Here is a 19657-nt window from a genome sequence, read left to right on the forward strand (position 1 = left end):
CCGTCCGGCGACACTCTCGCCTCAGTAACCGAGGCCCTTCTTGCTGTCGTAGATCTTCTGCGGATCATCGGTGGCGGTGTAGAGCTTGGATTCCGTCTGGATCCATTTCGGCGGAACGGTACCCTTGTCCTTGAAGGCCGCGATGGCATCGAGAGCGGGGCCTGCCATGTTCGGCGTCAGCTCGACCGTGGCATTGGCTTCGCCGGCGACCATCGCCTTGAAGATGTCGGGGACCGCATCGATCGAGACGGTGAGAATCTCCTTGCCCGGCTTGAGCCCGGCTTCCTTCATCGCCTGGATCGCGCCGACCATCATGTCGTCGTTGTGCGCATAGACCGCGCAGATCGACTTGCCGCCACCTTCGGCCTTGATGAAGCTTTCCATCACTTCCTTGCCCTTGGCGCGGGTGAAGTCGCCGGTCTGGCTGCGCACCACCTTCAGGTTGGCATGCTTGGCGATAGCAGTGTCAAAACCCTTCTTGCGGTTGGCGGCGACGCTCGCGCCGACCGTGCCCTGCAATTCGACGATGTTGCAGGCCTTGGCGCCGACGGTCTTCGCTAGCCAGTCGCCCGCGACCTCGCCTTCGTGAACGCTGTCGGAGGTCACGGCGGTGAGATAGAGCTCCTTGCCGGAGGGATCAATGTCGCGGTCGAGCAGCACGACCGGGATCTTGGCCTCCTTGGCTTCCTTCAGCACCGAGTCCCAGCCGGTCGAGACGACGGGCGCGAGGAAGATCGCATCGACGTTCTGCGCGATAAAGGAGCGGATCGCCTTGATCTGGTTCTCCTGCTTCTGCTGCGCGTCGGCGATCTTGAGATTGACCTTGCGCTTGGTGGCCTCCTGCTTGGAGACCGAGGTCTCGGCCGCGCGCCAGCCGGATTCCGATCCGATCTGCGAAAAACCGATGGTGAGTTCGGCGGCATGCGCCGGCAGCGCGAGTAGCAACGCGGCCGTGGCACTGGCCGCAAAGAGGGCTTTGAGGATCATCAGGCGTGTCTCCCAAAATGTTTTCCGGGGGCGCCGATTGGTAGCATCGCACCCGCAGGCCGACCTTTGAGGCGGCGGGAGGGACTATTTCACGGAAGTTTGGTTCCGACTAGTCATATTATTTGACTATTGCGGGCGAAAGCGCACGCGAACGGATGGACGACTTCTATGACACGCATAGCGCGATTTTGTTCCGGCGATGCAACGAAGAGATGAAGAAAATGATACGCCAGTTCGGACGAGGGCACTGAGGACGGTGACAGACAGACCCGCAACCTCTTCTCCCCGTCATTGTGGAGGAAACAGAGTTTTCGCGTCTATCGAGCAAAGCGACTTGTGAAGAGTCCCCTCACCCGGAATTCGCGCGTTGCGGGAATTCCGGCCACTCCCCGCCTGCGGGGAGAGGCGAAGGGCAGCGAGCTAGATCAGCTTCCGCTGCGCCAGATTCTTCATCAGCGCGCCGATGCCGAATGTCCAGGGCTCGCACTCGTCGCTGGTCCGCATGCGGTTGACGAGCTTGCCGAGCTGGGGCGCCGAGATCGTGACGATGTCGTCGCGCTTGTGGGTGAACCCCTGTCCCGGCGCGTCGCGATCCTTGACCGGCGCGAACATGGTCCCGAGGAACAGCACGAAGCCATCAGGATATTGGTGCACCTTGCCGATGGTCTGCTCGACCAGATCGGTCGGATCGCGGCTGATCATGCTGATCGAGGAATGGCCGTCGAGGACGAAACCGTCCTGCCCCTTGACGTTCAGGCTGATGTCGAGCTTGCGGGCGTCGTCGAGGGTAAAGCTGTCGTCGAACAGGCGCAGCAGCGGGCCGATGGAGCACGAGGCGTTGTTGTCTTTGGCCTTCGACAACAGCAGTGCCGAACGGCCCTCGAAGTCGCGCAGATTGACGTCGTTGCCGAGGGCGCCACCGACGATCGTGCCGCGGCTCGAGACGAACAGCACCAGCTCCGGCTCGGGGTTGTTCCAGGTCGACTTCGGATGCAGCCCCGCATCCATGCCGGTGCCGACCGACGACAAGGTCGGCGCCTTGGTGAAGACCTCGGCATCGGGGCCAATGCCGACCTCGAGATATTGGCTCCAGGCGTTCTGGTCGATCAGCACCTGCTTCAGGTGCATCGCCTTGTCCGAGCCCGGCTTGAGCTTCGACAGATCGTCGCCGATCAGCCGGGTCACTTCCTTCCGGATCGCTTCGGCCGAGGCCGGATTGCCCTTTGCCCGCTCCTCGATCACGCGCTCCAGCATCGAGATGGCAAAGGTGACGCCGGCCGCCTTCAGCGTCTGGAGATCGACGGGCGCAAGCAACCACGGCTTTTTCGGATCGCGCTGATCGGGAGGCGTGTTGGCGACGATGGCCTCGAGATCGCCGATGCGCTCGCCCTTGGTCGCGGCAAGCGCCTTCGCCGGATTGTCTTCCTCGCAGAGTGCGCTGACGGTCGGGAATTTTGCGGTGACGTCGAACACACCATCGCCGCGCACGGCGACCACGGCCGGGCCATTCGCCTGCGGCAGCCAGACGCGGCCGACGAGCGTTCCCCGCGTGCCGTCCTCGGGAAGAAGGTCCTTTACCGTCAATGTCGTCATGGGCGTATCCTCGCTCTTTTCGGATCGGCCTCGCTCGCGGAGGCCTATCACATTGGCGAAGACCAATAAACGTCTGGGACGGGAAGTCCAGCGCGGCAGCCCGCCGCGCTTCTATGCCCCCGCCCGCGCTTTTCGGGCCGCAATCTGCTGAAGCGCCCAGCGCGCGTTCTTGCGCACCTCGGGATCGGGATCGTCGGCGATGACGGCAAGGAACGCTTCGCCGTCGTGGTGGGCGATCTCGCCAAGCGCAGCCGCCGCCTCTTTCCGCAGATTAGCCTGCTCATGGTTCACGCAGTTGCCGATCGGGCGCACCGCGCGCTCGATCTTCATCCGGCCAAGGCTGCGGATTGCCTTCAGCCGCACCTGCCAGAACTCGTCACTGAGCGAAGCGATGAGCTGGTCGGCGGCAATCGATCCGTTGACGTTGAGGCCCAGCGTTTCCGCGGCCATCTCCCGCACCATCCAGTCCGAATCCTTCAACGCGCGCGTGATCATCTCGGCCGCGGGCTTCATCTGCGAGAAGGCGAGCGCGCTGACGGCGGCACGGCGCACATGCGCGTCGGGATCGTTGATCAGCGCGGTCAGCGCCGGAATTGATTCCTCCAGCTTGAGGAACCCGATCACGCCGATCGCCTGCACCCGCACGGCGGCATCGGAATCCTGGAGCGCTTCCAGCGCCGGTTTCAGTGTGTCCTTGCAGCGCAGCTCCTTCAGCGCACGCAACGCGCCCATGCGGACGAAGGCGTGGGCATGCTTGACCAGCGGCAGGATGATCTCGGCGCAAGCCGGATCCTTGAACTCCGCCATGCTGTCGGCCGCGGGGGACGCAACGATTCGTTCAGGATCGACGAGCAGCTTCACCAGCGCAGCCGCGGCCTCCGGCCCGTCGAACTCGCCGAGCGCCATCGCGACCTGCTGGCGGACGCCGGCATCAGGATCGGCGACCATTTTGGCGAGATGGCCGACGGCGGCGGGATCGCCGGAATGGCCGAGCGCGATGATCGCGACGCGGCGCTCCCCTGGATCGGCAGCCTGGAGCCGCTCGTCGGCGTCTTCGAGATCGTCGTAGGATTCGAACGGGCTCGACATGGCTACCTCAGGAGATAAGGAATGTTGACGGTGACGGCGCCGGTCGGGCAATCCGCCTCGCAGGGCATGCAGTACCAGCATTCGTCATAGGCCATGTAGGCCTTGTTGGTCATATCGCTGATACGCAGTACGTCGAGCGGACAGACGTCGACGCACACCGTGCAGCCCTTGTCCGCGATGCATTTGGCGTCATCGACGACCACCGGAACCGATGTCTGATAGGAAGCGAGAGGCATCGTATGTCTCCTGTATTTGTGCGGCGGGTCAGGCTGTCGCGCGGATGCGCTGCTTGTCGTAGAGATCCTTCTCATCGTCGGCGATCGGTACGATATAGGGCTCCACGGCACGCTTCTCGCTGGTCATCTTGCCGTCCTGCTTACTCAGCAGCGTGTGGCAGAACCAGTTTTCGTTGTCCTTCTCCGGGAAATCCGTCCGCCAGTGATAGAGGCCCCAACGGCTTTCTTCGCGGTAGAGCGAGGCATGCACAGCCATGTCCGCGCAATCCATGATCGACTGGACTTCGAGCGCGCGGAGCAGTTCGTGCGCATTGCGCGCGATCATGCGCTCCTGCATGTCTTCCCTCGCTTCAGCGAGCCGGCGCATGCCGAGCTCGTATTTGCGCGTGACTTTCGGCGGCTGGAGATAGTCATTGACGAGACGCCGCGTCTTGTACTCGATCTGGTTCGGCGGAATACCGTCCTCGCGTTTGGTCGGCGCCATGACGCGGTCACGTTCGCGGGCGACCTCAGCCGCGTCGAATTCCGCGAAGTCGTGATTGTCCGCAAACTCCATCGCGTCGACGCCGGCGACCGAACCGTTGGTGAAGGCCCCGAGCATGTAGTTGTGCGGCACGCTCGCCATGTCGCCGGCGGCATAGAGGCCCGGGACGGTGGTGCGCGCGTTGTCGTCGACGAACACGCCCGACGCGCTGTGACCGGAGCAGAAGCCGATCTCGGAGATGTGCATCTCGATCGACTCGCTGCGGTAGTCGACCCCGCGCCCCTGCTGGAACAGGCCGCGCGTGGGACGTTCGACCTTGTGCAGCGTCGATTCGATCTCCGAGATGGTGTCGGGGTGAAGATGCTTGAGCTGGAGAAACACCGGGCCCTTCCCGGACAACAGCTCGTTGTAGAACTCCAGCATCATCTGGCCGGACCAGTAATCGCATTCGATGAAGCGCGATCCCTCGTTGTTGGCGGTGAAGGCGCCGAAGGGACCGGCGACGTAGGCGCAGGCCGGGCCGTTATAGTCCTTGATTAGCGGATTGATCTGATAGCATTCGAGGTTCGCCAGTGCTGCACCGGCGTGATAGGCCATGGAATAGCCGTCGCCGGAATTGGCCGCGTTCTCGTAGGTGCCGAACATGTAGCCCGAGGTCGGCAGGCCGAGACGGCCGGCGGCGCCCATGCACAGGATGACGGCCTTGGCCTTGATCACCAGCATCTCGGCGGTGCGGGTATTGACGCTTATCGCGCCGGCAATGCGGCCGTCGGCGGATTTGAGCAGCCGCGTCGCCATGTAGCGGTTGGAGATCAGGATGCGGGCGCGGCGGAGCTGGCGATACAGCGCCTTCTTCACGGTCTCGCCGTTCGGCATCGGCAGTACGTAGGTGCCGATATGATGCACCTTCTTGACAGCGTAGTCGCCGTTCTCGTTCTTCAGGAAGCGGATGCCGAAACTGTCGAGCTCCTCGATGATCGAGTAGCAGTTCTGCGCGTATTTGTAGACCGCCTTCTGATCGACGATACCGTCATTGGCGATGGTGATTTCCTTGGTGTACTGCTCCGGCGTCGCGTAGCCGGGAATGACGGCGTTGTTCAAGCCGTCCATGCCCATCGAGATCGCTCCGGAGCGCTTGACGTTGGCCTTCTCGAGCAGCACGACATTGGCCTTCGGATTCTTCAGCTTCGCCTTTAACGCCGCCATCGGGCCCGCCGTGCCGCCGCCGATGACGAGCACGTCGCAGGAAACCTCCGAAAGTCCGTCGACGATCTGATCTAGTGACATCGCTTGCTCCTGGTTCGCCGGCAGGTCCGGCGCCTTTGCATCAGATTTGTTCAGCAGGCGTCCCGGCGATAGCAATTAGTTGTCGCGGGGCTGCGATTTGCGCCTCAGCGCTCGACAAAGGCCTTTTCGATCACGAAATGGCCGGGCCTGCTGTGATTGCCCTCGACAAACCCGCGCCCAGAGAGCATCGCGGGAAGTTCCTCCAGCATCGCCGGGCTGCCGCACAGCATGATGCGGTCGGTCTCGATATCGAGGCCTGACAGACCGATGTCTTCGAAGAGCTGGTTCGACGCGATCAGGTCGGTGATGCGTCCGCGGTTCCTGAACGGCTCGCGGGTGACTGTGGGATAGTAGACGAGCTTGTCGCCGATCAGCGGTCCAAAGAACTCGTGACTGCGCAGGCCTTCGACGAGGTGCTCACCATAGGAGAGTTCGGAGACCTGGCGGCAGCCATGGGCGAGCACGATGGTCTCGTAATTCTCGTAGACGTCGGGGTCCTTGATCAGGCTGGCGAACGGCGCGAGTCCCGTTCCGGTCGAGAGCAGCAACAGGCGTTTGCCGGGAATGAGATTGCCGGTGATCAGCGTGCCCGTGGCCTTGCGGCCGACCAGGATGACGTCGCCTTCCCTGATTTTCTGGAGGCGCGAGGTCAGCGGACCGTCCTGCACCTTGATCGAGAAGAACTCGAGCGCCTCCTCGTGATTGGCGCTCGCCATGCTGTAAGCTCGCAGCAACGGCTTGCCCTCGACTTCCAGCCCGATCATCGCGAACTGGCCGTTCTGGAAGCGGAAGCCCGGATCGCGCGTCGCGGTGAAGCTGAACAGGCTGTCGGTCCAGTGCCTGACCGACAAAACCGTTTCCTTCTGAAATGCGCTCATTGTCTCTCCTGATCTCGATTGCGCACAAGGTTTCGGAGAGACAGGAATCCGGCAACGCCGAACTGAAATTGCCGGTCGATTAGTTTCACATTTCGTGGGCGATGATCGAACAGCAGGCAGCGACGATCAGCGCCGCGCACCCTGCGCCTGGCAATTAGTTGCTATCGCGGCAGTGCTGCGGCAAGGTAGAGAAGGGTCGGAGACACGTCATGACCTTGGTGGGACCGACCGTGGCAGATTACGAAGCAAGCGCCGACCTCGCGACGCTCCGCGTCCGCACCGCTCAGGACGACACGCTGGACTTGGCGGCGGAAACGCTCCGCCTCTCCTGCAAATGCGCCCACTGCACCCGCGCCCGCTTCGACGGCCGCTTTCCCGAGCGGTTTCCAGGCATCGCGATCACCGAGATCGGCGATCTCGGTTACGGGCTGAACATCTCGTTTTCGGATGGGCACAATCGGGGGATTTACCCGAAGCCGTATTTGCTGAGCCTGGTGGGGCGGTAGACGCCACAGGTCGTCTTCCAAGCTTCGCTGTCATTCCCCGCGAAGGCGGGAATCCAGTACGCCGCGGCTTCTCGATAGCCCATTGACGTCTCTGGAATACTGGATCGCCCGGTCAAGCCGGGCGATGACAGCGGAGTGAATCTGGCACGGACATTGCTCCTCTTTAGAACGGTTTGAACGTTCCGGAGGCAGATGATGTTGCAGGCGGCGGCCAATGTGGTTCGCGGGACGGTTCCCGCAACGGTCCGGCCTACCGGCGGTTCCTCGCTGCTGCTCACCGAGAACCAGCAATGGATCGGCGGACCGCCGCCCTTGATGGACAAGCTCAGCCAGCGCGAGCGGGAGCTGGTGCTGAAGCAGGGCCGCCGAAAAGTGCTCAACCGTGGCCAGACGCTGTTCAGCCAGGGTGGCAAGCATGACGGTATCTGGCTGATCGAGAGCGGCCGGATCCGGGTGTTCTACACCTCTCCGCTCGGCCGCGAGATCACGCTGGCCTATTGGCATGTCGGCAATTTCGTCGGCGGGCCGGAAGTGTTCGAAGGCACCGTGCATCAATGGTCCGGCGTTGCATCCAGCAATTGCAGCGTGGTGCATCTGCCCGGAAAGGAGCTACGATCCCTTGCGGTCGAGATCCCGAACCTCGCGATCGGCCTGATCGAAGGCCTGACCTTCAAGGGCAAGTGCTATTCGGCGCTGGCCCAGATGTTGGGAACGCGCTCGATCACACAGCGCCTTGCGCATCTGTTGCTGCATCTCGTCGACCTCTATGGCGTCGATGACGCCGACGGCCGGGTGATCGCGGCCGCCTTCACCCATGCCGATATCGCCCACATGGTCGGTGCCACCAGGCAATGGGTCACGATCAGCCTGAAGCGCATGCAGGAAAAGGGAATCGTGCTGACCAAGCGCTCGCAGATCGTGGTCTGCCGGTCCGACGTGCTGGAAGAAATGCGAGGGCAGGCGGCCGACTGACCGAGCTTGCGACCAGGCCGGTGCCCATGCAAGCGGCTTAATAGTGCAGGACTGCCCAAGGAGTATGCAATCAACTTTTCCCGGCAACTAATCGACTGTGGCGCTCATTCCGGATTTGCCCTGCCCACGCCCTCACCCAATCATGGCAACCACAGCACATCCAACCGAATGAGGATGAGAATGGTCCGCCATCTTCCCACGCTCTCGATCGCGATGTCGGTGACGTCGCTGGCGCTTCTCCTCGCGCAGCCGGCCGCGGCGGAAACCGTCACGCTGGGCATCGGAACGCAGGACACCACGACCAACACGGTGACCGCCGGCGTCGTCATCCGCCAGCTCCATCTCCTCGAAAAATATCTGCCGAAGGACGGCAAATACGCCAACATCAAGTTCGAGCTGGAGTGGCAGAACTTCACCTCCGGCCCGCCCGTCACCAACGCGATGATGGCCAACAAGCTGCAGATCGGCATGATGGGCGACTATCCGCTGATCGTGAACGGCTTCACTTTCGACAGCAATCCCGAGAGCAAGAGCCGGCTGATCGGTATCGCCGCCTACAGCCTGTCGGGCTCCGGCAACGGCATCGTCGTTCACAAGGATTCGCCCTACTACGATCTCGCCGATCTCAAGGGCAAGCTCGTGAGCGTGCCGTTCGGCTCTGCCGCGCACGGCATGGTGTTGAAGGCGATGCAGGACCGCGGCTATGCATCTGATTTCTTCCAGCTGGTCAGCCAAAGCCCGGAGGTCGGCTCGACCAATCTCCAGGAGAAGAAGATCGACGCGCATGCCGACTTCGTTCCGTTCGCCGAGTTGCTGCCGTTCCGCGGTTTCGCGCGAAAGATCTTTGACGGCGTCGAGACCAATCTCCCGACTTTCCACGGCATCGTCGTGCGAACCGATTTCGCCGAGAAATACCCGGAAGTCGTCGTCGCCTACTTCAAGGCGGTGATCGCCGCCAATCAATGGCTGCGGGACGATCCCAAGCTCGCCGCCGAGAAGATCCAGGAATGGACCGGCATCAGCAAGGAGGTCGTCTACATCTTCCTCGGCCCCAGCGGCAACATGACCACCGATCCCTCGATCAAGCCGGCGCTGATCGACGCCGCCGCGGCTGACGTCAAGGTGCTGCAGAACCTCGGCCGGATGAAGGAGTTCGAGCCGAAGAAATGGGTCGACGACAGCTACATCCGTAAAGCTTATTCCGAGATGAAGCTCGACTACGACGCGCAGCTTGCGAGCACCAAGAATTACGAGATCTCCGGCGACGATTCCTTCTGCAAGAAGCCGATCGCCGATCCGCGCAAGGCCGGCGAGGTCTGGGTCGACGATTCAGGCATCGTGCCCTTCTCGTCAGCCAGCTGCACGCTCGGCGCCTATGCCGACTACAAGGCCAAGGGCAGGAAGATCAACGTCGCCTACGTCTTCGATACCACCCGCGGCATCAAGCTGTTCGCAGACCAGGCTTTCTTCGCGGTCGGCAATGGTGAGGTTGCGCCGTTCCTGCTGAAGAAGGACGCCGAAGCCTATGCCGCCAAGATCAGCGGCAAGGTGCTCGGCTTCGACGACGCGGTGAAGGCGGCGGTCGGCGGGGGCAAGACGTGAGCAGTCCCGCCCTCCTCAGACATTCCGAGGACAGCATGCCGGCAAGTGCAATCGCGGAGGCAAGCGCCATGCCCGCCTCCACGCCACCCGCGTCTCCACCCTCCTTCGGCACGCTCGCACTGCGCTGGTACCGGCTCAACCGGGGCGGGCTGCGCGCGACCGCGATCGGCATCATCTCGCTGCTCGCCTTCCTGCTGGTCTGGCATCTGCTGACAACCTATCGCGTCGTGTTTTTCGTGCGCTTCACCAACGTGCCCTCGCCGCTCGCGGTCTATGCGAGCTTCACCAAGGCGATCCACGATCCAAAATTCCTGCTGCACGTCCTCTTGAGCTGCCGCCGCATCTTCTTCGGTTTCTCGCTCGCGGCGATCGTCGCGGTGCCGCTCGGCCTGATCATGGGCCGCTTCAAGCCCGTCCACGAGATCATCTTTCCCGTGGCGGAGGTGCTGCGGCCGATCCCGGCGATCGCCTGGGTGCCGATGGCGATCATGCTGTGGCCGACCAACGAGCAGAGCATCGTCTACATCACGTTCCTCGGATCGTTCTTCCCGATCCTGGTCAACACGCTGCACGGCATGTCGCTGGTCGATCCCGTGCTGGTGCGTGCCGCGCAATGTCTCGGCGCGCGGGAGCGCTCGATCTTCCGCGATGTGTATTTTCCGGCCTCGCTCCCGCACATCTTCACCGGCCTCACCGTCGGCATGGGCGTGGCCTGGGTGTCGCTGATCGCTGCCGAGATGATCTCCGGACAGTACGGCATCGGCTATTTCACCTGGGAGGCCTATTCGCTGGTCCAGTATGCCGACATCGCGCTCGGCATGATCGCGATCGGCGTGCTTGGCCTCGGATCGAGCATGTTGATCCGAGGCGCCGGACAATTGGTGATGCCGTGGAGGTCAAGATGAGTGAGATCGTTGTCAAGGCACCGCAGGGCCATATCGAGGTCAAGAACTTCTCCCTCAGCTACGACAGCATCGAGGGGCCGGTCGAAGCCGTCGCCGATACGCAGATTCATGTGAAGCCTGGCGAGTTCGTCTCGATCGTCGGGCCCTCCGGCTGCGGAAAGTCGACGCTGCTCAACGCGGTTGCCGGCTTCCTCAAGCCGACCACGGGCATCGTCACCGTCGACGGCGAGAAGGTGAACGGCCCCAGCGCGGAGCGCGGCATGGTGTTTCAGCAATATTCGCTGTTTCCCTGGAAGACCGTGCGGGAGAACGTCGAGTTCGGCCTGAAGATGCGCGGCATGCCGCGCTCGCAGCGCGAGCGCGCCGCCCGCACGCTGCTGGGACTCGCGGGCCTCGAAGCCTTCGAAAAGCATTACCCCGAGAAACTCTCAGGTGGCATGAAGCAGCGCGTTGGCATCGTCCGCGCGCTCGCGACGGGACCCAAAGTGTTGCTGCTCGACGAACCCTTCGGCGCGCTCGACGCGCAGACCCGGGTCATCATGCAGCAGATCCTCACCAACATGTGGCAGCGGCTGAAGATCTCGGTGCTATTCGTCACCCACGACATCGACGAGGCGATCTTCCTGTCCGACCGTGTCTACTGCATGACCGCACGCCCCGGCTCGATCAAGGCGGAGATTCCGATCCCGCTGGAGCGGCCGCGGCAGCAGTCGATGATGATGTCGTCGGAATTCCTGGCATTGCGCCGCGGACTGATGTCGCTGATCCGCGAGGAGAGCATCAAGGCGATGGGCGGCGAGCTCAACGACATGGGCATGCAGGGGCTGAACATCGAGCTGCACGGGCATTCGCTCGCGGATGTGATTTAGGGATCTTCGACTTGCGCGCTGACTTCCTTCTCCCCTTGTGGGAGAAGGAAGTGGAGTATGCGCAGCAGCTTGCCTTACTTGAACCAGTGCACCAGCGCGATGCTAATGCCGAGCAGCAGCAGTAGCGACAAGGTCACGGCCGCCGTCACCCGTCCCCCGACATTGGCAAGCACCTTCACATCGACGCCGAGGCCAAGCGCGGCCATCGATACCACCGTGAGAAAACCCGTGATCCGCGTGATCGGGGCAATCACCGTGGACGGCACGATCTCGAGCGAGCGCAAGGTCGCCAGCGCAAGGAAGCCGAGGATGAACCACGGGACCAGGCGGAAGAAGCCGACATTGGTCTTCTTGGCATCGCTGTGCCAGCGCGACGCCGTCAGCGAGAGGCCGACGACCACCGGCCCGAGCATCAGCACGCGCATCAGCTTGACGAGCGTGCCGATCTGCGTCGAGACGAGTCCCGCCGGCACCGTCGCAGCCAGCACCTGCGGCACGGCATAGACAGTGAGGCCTGCAAGGATGCCGTATTGCGTAGCCGATAGCTGCAGCAGCGGAATCAGCAGCGGCAGCCCGAGCACCATCATCACGCCGAGGATCGCGGTGAAGGAGATGGAGGATGCGATCTCGTCATTGTTGGCGCCGATGATCGGCGCCACCGCTGCAATCGCCGAATTGCCGCAGATCGAGTTTCCGCAGGCGATCAGGATCGAGAGCCGCGTCGAGAGACCAAGCAGCCGGCTGATGCCGAAGGAAACGCAGAGCGCGACCACAACGACGGCCGCGATCGAGGCCAACAGCGCGACGCCGGACGCCGCGATAGCAGCGAAGCTGATCGAGGCCCCCAGCAGCATGACGGCGACTTCGAGCAGCTGCTTGGCGCTGAAGGCGATGCCGGACTGCCAGCGCGGCGCGGGCTTCCAAAAGCTGCGCACAGCCATGCCGAGCAAGATCGCCATCACCAGCGCCTCGACATAGGGATGTTGGAAGATGCCCAATTCCGCCCGTTCGAGCAGGGCCGAAACGCCGGCCACGGCGATGCAGAGGAGGATCCCGGGAATCAGCGCGACGATGCGGCTGATGGCCGTGGTCCGCTTGGCGTCGGCCGGGCTGGATGCTTGATTCTGCGACACAAATCTCTCCCCAAGGAGAAGGATTTATACGCAGCGCCATCCGATTGGGGAATAAGTTTTCGACATATCAGGGCCGAGGGAAGTTCTATCCTCAATCCGGAATAATCTGGCTCGGAAGATCAGGCGCCCGTTGGAAGATCAGGCGCGCCTTAGAAGATCAGGCTCTTGGCCAGCGAGGCGACTCGGCTGAAGCCGTCATAGACGCCGGGCTCGAAGAAGGCCGCGCGCGCCAGCACGATACCGGCGACCAGCGACCAGAACAGCCCGGTGCCGACCCGCAGCAGCAGCTTTGACCCGCGCGAGCGCGGCTGGGTGTCCGTTGCGGACACCAATTGCTCGCCGAAAGGTTCAAACCTGGTGCGTTCCATGGCAGTCAATCCATCAATTTCTCACGGAAATGTCGTCGTTTCGGCCCCAAACAGCAATGGAAGCGATTGGCTTTTTTGCCTGCCGGAGGGGAAACTCCTTTCGCCGGACGGTCCCGGAGCAATAGTTTTCTTCTTCCGGCCTATTTGGACACCGGCGCCACGGCGAGTAGGTAGCGCCGCGCGTATGAAAGGAATCTGCCAATGCCAAACCCCCGCGTGCGCGTCTACACCGACTACAAGAGCCCCTACGCGTTCGTGGCCAACAAGCGCCTATTCGAACTGCAGGAGACGCACGGCGTCGAGCTCGAATGGCTGCCCTATACGCTGCGCGTTGCCGAATTCATGGGGACCGTGGAACAGCGCACGCCGCATTTCTGGCGCAAGGTGCGCTACGCCTATATGGACGCCCGGCGCTATGCCAATGCGCAAGGGCTCATCATGAAAGGGCCCCGGCGGATCTACGACGCGTTCTATTCCAGCGTCGGCATGCTGTTCGCCCAACAGCACCGCTTCTTCCGTCCGTATCACGACACGGTGTTTCGTCGGTTCTGGAGCCATGAGTTCGAGATCGACGATCTCGCCGCAATCACGGACGTCATCACGTCCTGCGGTGGCTCGGCCAGTGAGTTCGAAGCCTACGTCCATGGCCCCGCCCGCGCCGAGCATGACCGTATCATCGACGAGGCCGAAGCGCTCGGCGTGTTCGGCGTGCCGACCATGGTGTTCAACGGCGAGTTGTTCTGGGGCGGCGACCGTATCGACATGCTGATCGAACGCATCGAGAAGCCTGAGACGATCGAAGCCGCGCTCGGCAGACGCCATCGCAAGCCAGCATGAGCAGCAACGCTACGCCGCCAGTCCGCTCCCCAGCGGAGCAAACTCCAGCCCGAGGCTCTCCGCCACCGCCTTGTTGGTGATACGGCCGCGATGCACATTCAGTCCGTTGCGCAGATGTGGATTTTCCAGCACAGCAGCAAACCCCTTGTTCGCGAGCATCAAGCCGAACGGCAGCGTCGCGTTGTTCAGCGCCTGGCTCGACGTCACCGGCACCGCGCCGGGCATATTGGCCACGCAATAATGCACGATGCCGTCGACAAGATAGGTCGGATCGGCATGCGTGGTCGGGTGCGAGGTCTCGAAGCAGCCGCCCTGATCGATCGCGACGTCGACCAGCACGGCGCCTGGGCGCATCGATGTCAGCATCGCACGCGTGACGAGCTTGGGCGCACTCGCGCCCGGCACCAGTACCGCGCCGATCACGACGTCGGCGGCGAACACCTCCTCCTCGACCGACTCGATGGTGGAGAAGCGGGTGCGCACGCGTCCGACAAAGAGATCATCAAGCTCCCGCAACCTTGGAATGGAGCGGTCGATCACGGTGACTTCGGCGCCAAGGCCCGCGGCCATGCGCGCGGCTTGCGTTCCCACCACGCCGCCGCCGAGCACGACGACCCGCGCCGGCTGCACGCCAGGGACACCGCCCAGCAGCAGCCCGCGACCGCCAGCGGAGCGCTTGAGCGCGGCGCCGGCGGCCTCGATAGCGAGGCGGCCGGCGACTTCGCTCATCGGCGCAAGCAGGGGGAGGTGACCGGCCGCGTCGGTGACGGTTTCATAGGCGATCGCAGTACAGCCGGAGGCGAGCAAACCCCTGGCCTGTTCGGGATCCGGCGCAAGATGAAGGTAAGTAAACAGGATCTGGCCTTCGCGGAGCTGGGGCCACTCGCTTGTCTGCGGCTCCTTCACCTTCACGATCATGTCGGACTTCGCGAAGATGTCGCGCGCGCTCTCGGCAATGGTGGCCCCTGCCCGCCGGTAGTCTTCGTCGGAGGCGCCGATGCCGCCGCCCGCACCGGTCTCGACCGTCACCTCGTGCCCCGCGGCGACATATTCGCGGACCGCACCCGGGGTGAGCCCGACGCGATATTCCTGCACTTTGATTTCCTTGGGCACACCGACGCGCATCCCGGGCCTCCTTGTGATTCACCTCATGATCGTAGCGACGTGCCCTGTTTGGTTTCGTGCAAATATCCGCTAGCTTTGGCCTCCCTGCGCCGGTTTCCGGCGCGCAAACGCCCTTTCACGCTGGAAACGAAACCTTGGCCCTCGACAGGAAAGATCTCGCCATCCTCGCGGAGCTCACGACCAACGCGCGGGCCAGTCACACCGAGCTCGCGCACAAGGTCGGGCTATCAAGCACCGCGCTCGCGCGGCGGCAGAAGGCGCTGCAAGACGACGGCTATATCCAGGGCTATCAGGCCACGCTCGACCTCGCGCAGTTCGGCCTCACCACCACGGTGCTGGTCCGTATCGCGCTGGAAAGCCAGAGCGATGAGGCGCTGAAGGCGTTCGAGGCGGAGGTGGTGAAATGCCCGTCCGTCGTGCGCTGCTTCCTGATGTCGGGGACCGACGACTACATCCTGATCGTGCTCGCCCGCGATATCCAGGATTTCGAGCGCATCCACCGCATGGAGCTGTCGCGCCTGCCGCGCGTCGCGAGGGTACAATCGAGCTTCGCGCTGCGCGAAGTTGTCGACCGCGCCGTGCCGAATGTGGTGTTCGGCGAAGCAAAGCGCTGACCGCAACCTCTCGGAAAGGCGAACTGCTGGCAAGGAACCAACCGGTCGGTGGTCCGTTGGGCGCTATTGGCCGGCGGAGGCGTGCCCCCGCGTCAACACGGCTGACGTCCGGCACGGTCGCCGTCGCAGGGAGCAGGACATGGGCGATGTCACGCATCAGATTTCCGAACGCATTCCGATCCATCTTGTCGTCAACGGCGTCAGTCACACGCTCGATCTCGTGCCATGGACCACGTTGCTCGATGCCTTGCGGGACCATCTTGCACTGAGCGGCACCAAGAAGGGCTGCGACCATGGTCAGTGCGGCGCCTGCACGGTGCTGGTGGACGGCCGGCGCGTCAATTCCTGTCTCACGCTCGCCGTCATGAAGGACGGCGCGGAGATCACGACTGTCGAAGGTCTTGCCAAGGATGGCGCGCTGCATCCCCTGCAACAGGCGTTCATCGACCATGACGCCTTCCAGTGCGGCTATTGCACGCCGGGACAGATATGCTCGGCGGCCGGACTGCTCGCCGAAGGCCGTGCCAAAGATACCGACGAGATCCGGGAGCTGATGAGCGGAAACCTTTGCCGCTGCGGCGCCTATCCAAACATCGTCGCCGCCATCCAGCAGGCAATGGGCCAGCCATGAACAACTTCCAGTACGCTCGAGCCACTGATGTCGCCGACGCCATCCGCTTGCTCGCCGCCGGTCCCGGCGCCAAACTGATTGCCGGCGGCACCAATCTGATCGACCTGATGAAAGAGAATGTCGAGCGCCCCTCCCGGCTGATCGACATTTCCCGCCTGCCGCTCCGCAAGGTCGAAGAGACGCCCGACGGGTCCTTGCGCATCGGCGCCTTGGTGCCGAACTCGGACCTCGCCTATCATCCATTGATCGAGCAGCGCTATCCCCTGCTCGCCAGCGCCATCCTGGCCGGCGCCTCGGCGCAACTGCGCAACATGGCATCGGTCGGCGGCAATCTGATGCAACGAACGCGCTGCGCTTATTTCTATGACACGGCCACGCCGTGCAACAAGCGACATCCCGGCAGCGGCTGCTCGGCAATGGACGGGCTGAACCGCAACCATGGGATCCTGGGCACGAGCGCCGCCTGCATCGCGACCAATCCATCCGACATGAGCGTGGCGCTCGCCGCGCTCGATGCGCTCGTGCACATCGCGGGTCCCTCCGGCGAACGCACCATCGCGCTGACCGATCTCCATCGGCTGCCCGGCGACAAGCCTCATGTCGATACCAATCTCGGCACCGGCGAGATCATCACCGGGATTGAGCTTCCGCCGCGCGGCTTTGCTCAAAACTACAGCTATCTAAAAATTCGCGACCGGATGTCTTATGCTTTTGCTTTGGTCTCGGTTGCCGCCGCGCTCGAATTGGAGGGCAACGCGATCAGCGGGGCACGCGTGGCGGTCGGCGGCGTGGCTCACAAGCCTTGGCGCAGCCTCGAGGCCGAAGCTACGTTGCGCGGCCAGGCCGCAACGCCCGATCACTTCTCGCACGCCGCGGATCTCTTGCTCCAGGGAGCAACGGCCCGCTCACATAACGGCTTCAAGGTCGAGCTCGCACGCCGCGCCATCGTGCGGACGCTGACACAGGCGGCGAACGCCACGCCGCAATCTCAGGCGCACAAGAAGATCGCGTGAGGACCCCATGAACGCTTATGTCGGAACGCCAACGTCGCGTGTCGACGGCCGGGCCAAGGTCACCGGCGCCGCCAAATACGCCGGCGAATTTCCAGCCGACAAGCTCCTCCATGGCTTCGTGGTCGAGGCCATCATTCCATGCGGGCGCATTGCCCGCCTCGACGCGAGCGAGGCGTTGAAGGTCGACGGCGTACTCAACGTGCTCACGCATGCGAACCGTCCGCCGCTGGCCGACAAGGACGAGGCGTGGAAGGACGAGGTGGCGCCCGAGGGAGGCTCGCCTTTCCGTCCGCTTTATGATGACAAGATCAAGTTCAATGGCCAGCCGATCGCACTTGTCGTCGCAGAGGACTGGGAAACCGCGAAATTCGCCGCGACGCTCGTGCGGGTCGAATATGAGCAGCATGGTTTTGCAACCGACCTCGAAGGCGAACGCAGCAACGCCGCCGAGAAGAACGAGCCGCATAAACCGCGGGGCGACGCCGCAGCCGCCCTTGCGGGAGCTGATGTGCGCCACGAGGCGGACTACGTGATACCGACCGAGCATCACAACCCGATGGAGCTCTATGCGACCACGGCGGTCTGGGACAGCAATGGCAAGCTCACGATCTACGACAAGACCCAAGGCGTCCAGAACGTCCACAAATTTCTCTGCAGCGTGTTCGACAAGAAGCCGGACGACATTCGCGTGGTCTCGCCGTACGTCGGCGGCGCCTTCGGCTCCGGCTTGCGGCCGCAATATCAGGTGGTGTTGGCAACACTCGGCGCGCTCGCGCTGAAGCGGTCCGTTCGCGTCGTACTGACGCGGCAGCAGATGTACGGGCTCGGCTACCGGCCGATGACCATCGAGCGCGTCGGGCTCGGCGCAAGATCCGACGGTACGCTCGATGCGGTCACGCACGAGGCCATTGCCGTCACCTCGCGCTACGAGGATTTTGCCCGCAACGATACCGGCTGGGCCGAACAGCTCTACAAGAGCCCGAACAGCCGCTTCTCCCACAAGCTGGTGCACCTTGACGTCTCCACCCCCTGCGACATGCGCGCACCGGGCGCTGCGTCGGGCGTCTGCGCGCTGGAATGCGCGATGGACGAGCTCGCCGTCGCACTCAAGCTCGACCCGATCGAATTGCGGCTGAAGTGCTACTCGGATCGCGACCAGAGCGAAAACCTGCCCTACACCAGCAAGCAGTTGCGCGAATGCTACGCGCGCGGCGCGGACGCCTTCGGCTGGAGCAGACGCAATCCTGCGCCGCGCTCGATGCGCGACGGCAAGGATCTGATCGGCTGGGGCATGGCGACGGGTGTGTGGGAAGCACTGCAGATGCCGGTCGCCGTCCGTATCGTGCTGACGTCGAACGGACATGCCGAGGTGTCCTGCGCCGCATCCGACATCGGCACCGGCACCTACACCATTGTGGCTCAGGTCGCAGCCGATGCGCTCGGCCTGCCGATTGAGAACATCAGCGTCCGGCTCGCAGATTCCAGTCTGCCGCAGGCGCCTGTGGAGGGCGGCTCCTGGATGGCCGCTTCGAGCGCGCATGCGGTGCTCGCAGCCGCCGAGGAAGTGCGCAAGGAACTGTTACGCCTGGCCGGGAAGATGCCAGGCTCGCCGCTCGCCGGCGCCGAGCTAGCCGATACGGTGCTGACCGACGGCAGCATTGCCAGCGCCAGCAACAACAGCCGCGCGGTCTCGATCGCCGACGCGATGCGTCACGGCGGCGTCGAACGCATCGAGAAGGAAAAGCTCAATCAATTCGGCGAGGACAAGAAGCACGCGCGTAACACCCACTCGGCCGTCTTCGCCGAGGTCAAGGTGGACGAAGAGCTAAACGTCATTCGCGTGACGCGGGTCGTGAGCGCCGTCGCGGCCGGGCGGATTCTCAACACCAAGACAGGCCGCAGCCAGATCATGGGCGGCGTGGTCTGGGGGATTGGGATGGCCCTGCACGAGGAGACGGTGATGGATCACCGCTTCGGGCGGATCATGAACGCGAACATCGCCGAGTACCACATTCCCGTGAATGCCGATGTTCACGACATCGACGTAATCTTCGTCGACGAGCCGGACGCGCACATCAACGCGCTCGGCATCAAGGGGCTGGGCGAGATCGGCATCGTCGGCGTTCCCGCCGCGATCGCGAACGCCGTCTATCACGCCACCGGCAAACGCATCCGTCGATTTCCGATCACACTGGACAAGCTGCTCGACTGACGGTGCAGCAGTCCCCTCTCGGCGCCGGCGTCACCTCACGGCGCCCGGCCGCCAGGCCTCACGAGGGAAAGTCAGCCGGTCTGACTTGGATGCGGTCGGCATGCAGCGACCAGTGGTGCAACGCCTGATCCTCGCAAAACCTCGCCTTCGCCCGCTCTCTGGCTTCGTCCTCGTCGGAAGCGTCGATCTCGAGCGTGCCCTGGCACACCTCGATCTGCCGGCCGTACTGGCCGAGCACGTCCTTCATGAACCTGACCACATAAGTTGACATGGGACCTCCTGCCTGCCCCGGCGGCGCTCACTCTTATCCCATTTA

Annotated in this window: 20 protein-coding genes; 10 read left to right on the forward strand and 10 right to left on the reverse strand. The window is 63.3% G+C overall.

Features of this window, described 5'->3' with window-relative positions; all coding sequences use genetic code 11:
- Positions 1 to 21: 21 nt before the first annotated feature.
- From ytfQ to IVA93_RS24635, 6 genes are all read right to left on the reverse strand, one after another.
- Complete coding sequence (gene ytfQ, locus IVA93_RS24610) at positions 22 to 987, reverse strand: galactofuranose ABC transporter, galactofuranose-binding protein YtfQ (RefSeq protein ID WP_247370847.1); 966 nt, start codon at positions 985 to 987, stop codon at positions 22 to 24.
- A gap of 420 nt (positions 988 to 1407) precedes the next feature.
- Positions 1408 to 2580 (reverse strand): fumarylacetoacetate hydrolase family protein, encoded by a 1173-nt coding sequence (locus tag IVA93_RS24615; protein WP_085362409.1) that lies wholly within the window; start codon positions 2578 to 2580, stop codon positions 1408 to 1410.
- 111 nt (positions 2581 to 2691) lie between these two features.
- Complete coding sequence (locus IVA93_RS24620; protein ID WP_247541192.1) at positions 2692 to 3669, reverse strand: HEAT repeat domain-containing protein; 978 nt, start codon at positions 3667 to 3669, stop codon at positions 2692 to 2694.
- A gap of 2 nt (positions 3670 to 3671) precedes the next feature.
- The gene (locus IVA93_RS24625) at positions 3672 to 3905 is read right to left on the reverse strand and encodes a 4Fe-4S dicluster domain-containing protein (protein WP_007593252.1); all 234 of its coding nucleotides are present in this window, start codon (positions 3903 to 3905) and stop codon (positions 3672 to 3674) included.
- A 28-nt stretch (positions 3906 to 3933) separates the two neighbouring features.
- Complete coding sequence (locus tag IVA93_RS24630; protein ID WP_026233620.1) at positions 3934 to 5676, reverse strand: fumarate reductase/succinate dehydrogenase flavoprotein subunit; 1743 nt, start codon at positions 5674 to 5676, stop codon at positions 3934 to 3936.
- A gap of 104 nt (positions 5677 to 5780) precedes the next feature.
- Complete coding sequence (locus IVA93_RS24635; protein WP_085352335.1) at positions 5781 to 6554, reverse strand: ferredoxin--NADP reductase; 774 nt, start codon at positions 6552 to 6554, stop codon at positions 5781 to 5783.
- Between the two features lie 209 nt (positions 6555 to 6763).
- Between IVA93_RS24635 and IVA93_RS24640 the strand changes: the two genes are divergently transcribed.
- The 5 genes from IVA93_RS24640 (at position 6764) to IVA93_RS24660 (ending at position 11408) form a co-directional block, all read left to right on the forward strand.
- Positions 6764 to 7060 carry a gamma-butyrobetaine hydroxylase-like domain-containing protein gene (locus IVA93_RS24640; protein WP_018458611.1) on the forward strand — a complete coding sequence of 99 codons (297 nt, stop codon included), beginning with the start codon at positions 6764 to 6766 and terminating at the stop codon, positions 7058 to 7060.
- Between the two features lie 192 nt (positions 7061 to 7252).
- Positions 7253 to 8032: a Crp/Fnr family transcriptional regulator gene (locus IVA93_RS24645; RefSeq protein ID WP_018458610.1), complete on the forward strand. Its 780-nt coding sequence runs from the start codon at positions 7253 to 7255 to the stop codon at positions 8030 to 8032.
- Between the two features lie 180 nt (positions 8033 to 8212).
- A complete protein-coding gene (locus IVA93_RS24650; protein ID WP_018458609.1) occupies positions 8213 to 9634 on the forward strand; it encodes an ABC transporter substrate-binding protein in 1422 nt (473 codons plus the stop codon).
- Positions 9631 to 10539 (forward strand): ABC transporter permease, encoded by a 909-nt coding sequence (locus tag IVA93_RS24655; protein WP_026233619.1) that lies wholly within the window; start codon positions 9631 to 9633, stop codon positions 10537 to 10539. Before IVA93_RS24650 ends, IVA93_RS24655 begins: the two co-directional genes overlap by 4 nt.
- The gene (locus IVA93_RS24660) at positions 10536 to 11408 is read left to right on the forward strand and encodes an ABC transporter ATP-binding protein (protein WP_026233618.1); all 873 of its coding nucleotides are present in this window, start codon (positions 10536 to 10538) and stop codon (positions 11406 to 11408) included. Before IVA93_RS24655 ends, IVA93_RS24660 begins: the two co-directional genes overlap by 4 nt.
- Before the next feature lie 74 nt (positions 11409 to 11482).
- Here IVA93_RS24660 and IVA93_RS24665 read toward each other — a convergent pair whose 3' ends face one another.
- Positions 11483 to 12541 (reverse strand): YeiH family protein, encoded by a 1059-nt coding sequence (locus IVA93_RS24665; protein ID WP_018458606.1) that lies wholly within the window; start codon positions 12539 to 12541, stop codon positions 11483 to 11485.
- Between the two features lie 149 nt (positions 12542 to 12690).
- Positions 12691 to 12909 (reverse strand): hypothetical protein, encoded by a 219-nt coding sequence (locus tag IVA93_RS24670; protein WP_007593267.1) that lies wholly within the window; start codon positions 12907 to 12909, stop codon positions 12691 to 12693.
- 201 nt (positions 12910 to 13110) lie between these two features.
- On the opposite strand from IVA93_RS24670, the gene IVA93_RS24675 reads away from it, so the two are divergent.
- Entirely contained in the window at positions 13111 to 13746 is a 636-nt protein-coding gene (locus IVA93_RS24675; protein ID WP_247455125.1) for a 2-hydroxychromene-2-carboxylate isomerase, read from the forward strand.
- A gap of 9 nt (positions 13747 to 13755) precedes the next feature.
- Here the strand turns inward: IVA93_RS24675 and ald are convergent, their stop codons facing one another.
- The gene (gene ald / locus IVA93_RS24680) at positions 13756 to 14871 is read right to left on the reverse strand and encodes an alanine dehydrogenase (protein WP_085362406.1); all 1116 of its coding nucleotides are present in this window, start codon (positions 14869 to 14871) and stop codon (positions 13756 to 13758) included.
- A 134-nt stretch (positions 14872 to 15005) separates the two neighbouring features.
- On the opposite strand from ald, the gene IVA93_RS24685 reads away from it, so the two are divergent.
- The 4 genes from IVA93_RS24685 to IVA93_RS24700 all read left to right on the forward strand — a co-directional run bounded on the left by IVA93_RS24685 (position 15006) and on the right by IVA93_RS24700 (position 19341).
- Entirely contained in the window at positions 15006 to 15485 is a 480-nt protein-coding gene (locus IVA93_RS24685; RefSeq protein WP_018458603.1) for an Lrp/AsnC family transcriptional regulator, read from the forward strand.
- 139 nt (positions 15486 to 15624) lie between these two features.
- Positions 15625 to 16116 carry a (2Fe-2S)-binding protein gene (locus IVA93_RS24690; protein ID WP_018458602.1) on the forward strand — a complete coding sequence of 164 codons (492 nt, stop codon included), beginning with the start codon at positions 15625 to 15627 and terminating at the stop codon, positions 16114 to 16116.
- Positions 16113 to 17129, forward strand: a complete 1017-nt coding sequence (locus IVA93_RS24695; protein ID WP_018458601.1) for an FAD binding domain-containing protein — start codon at positions 16113 to 16115, stop codon at positions 17127 to 17129. The genes IVA93_RS24690 and IVA93_RS24695 overlap by 4 nt, the downstream gene beginning before the upstream one ends.
- Before the next feature lie 7 nt (positions 17130 to 17136).
- A complete protein-coding gene (locus tag IVA93_RS24700; RefSeq protein ID WP_247370852.1) occupies positions 17137 to 19341 on the forward strand; it encodes a xanthine dehydrogenase family protein molybdopterin-binding subunit in 2205 nt (734 codons plus the stop codon).
- A 58-nt stretch (positions 19342 to 19399) separates the two neighbouring features.
- On the opposite strand, the gene IVA93_RS24705 is transcribed toward IVA93_RS24700, so the two are convergent.
- Positions 19400 to 19612, reverse strand: a complete 213-nt coding sequence (locus IVA93_RS24705) for a hypothetical protein (protein WP_007608382.1) — start codon at positions 19610 to 19612, stop codon at positions 19400 to 19402.
- Positions 19613 to 19657: the final 45 nt, after the last annotated feature.

The sequence above is a fragment of the Bradyrhizobium sp. 155 genome (genome assembly GCF_023101105.1).
Classification (GTDB): domain Bacteria; phylum Pseudomonadota; class Alphaproteobacteria; order Rhizobiales; family Xanthobacteraceae; genus Bradyrhizobium; species Bradyrhizobium canariense_D.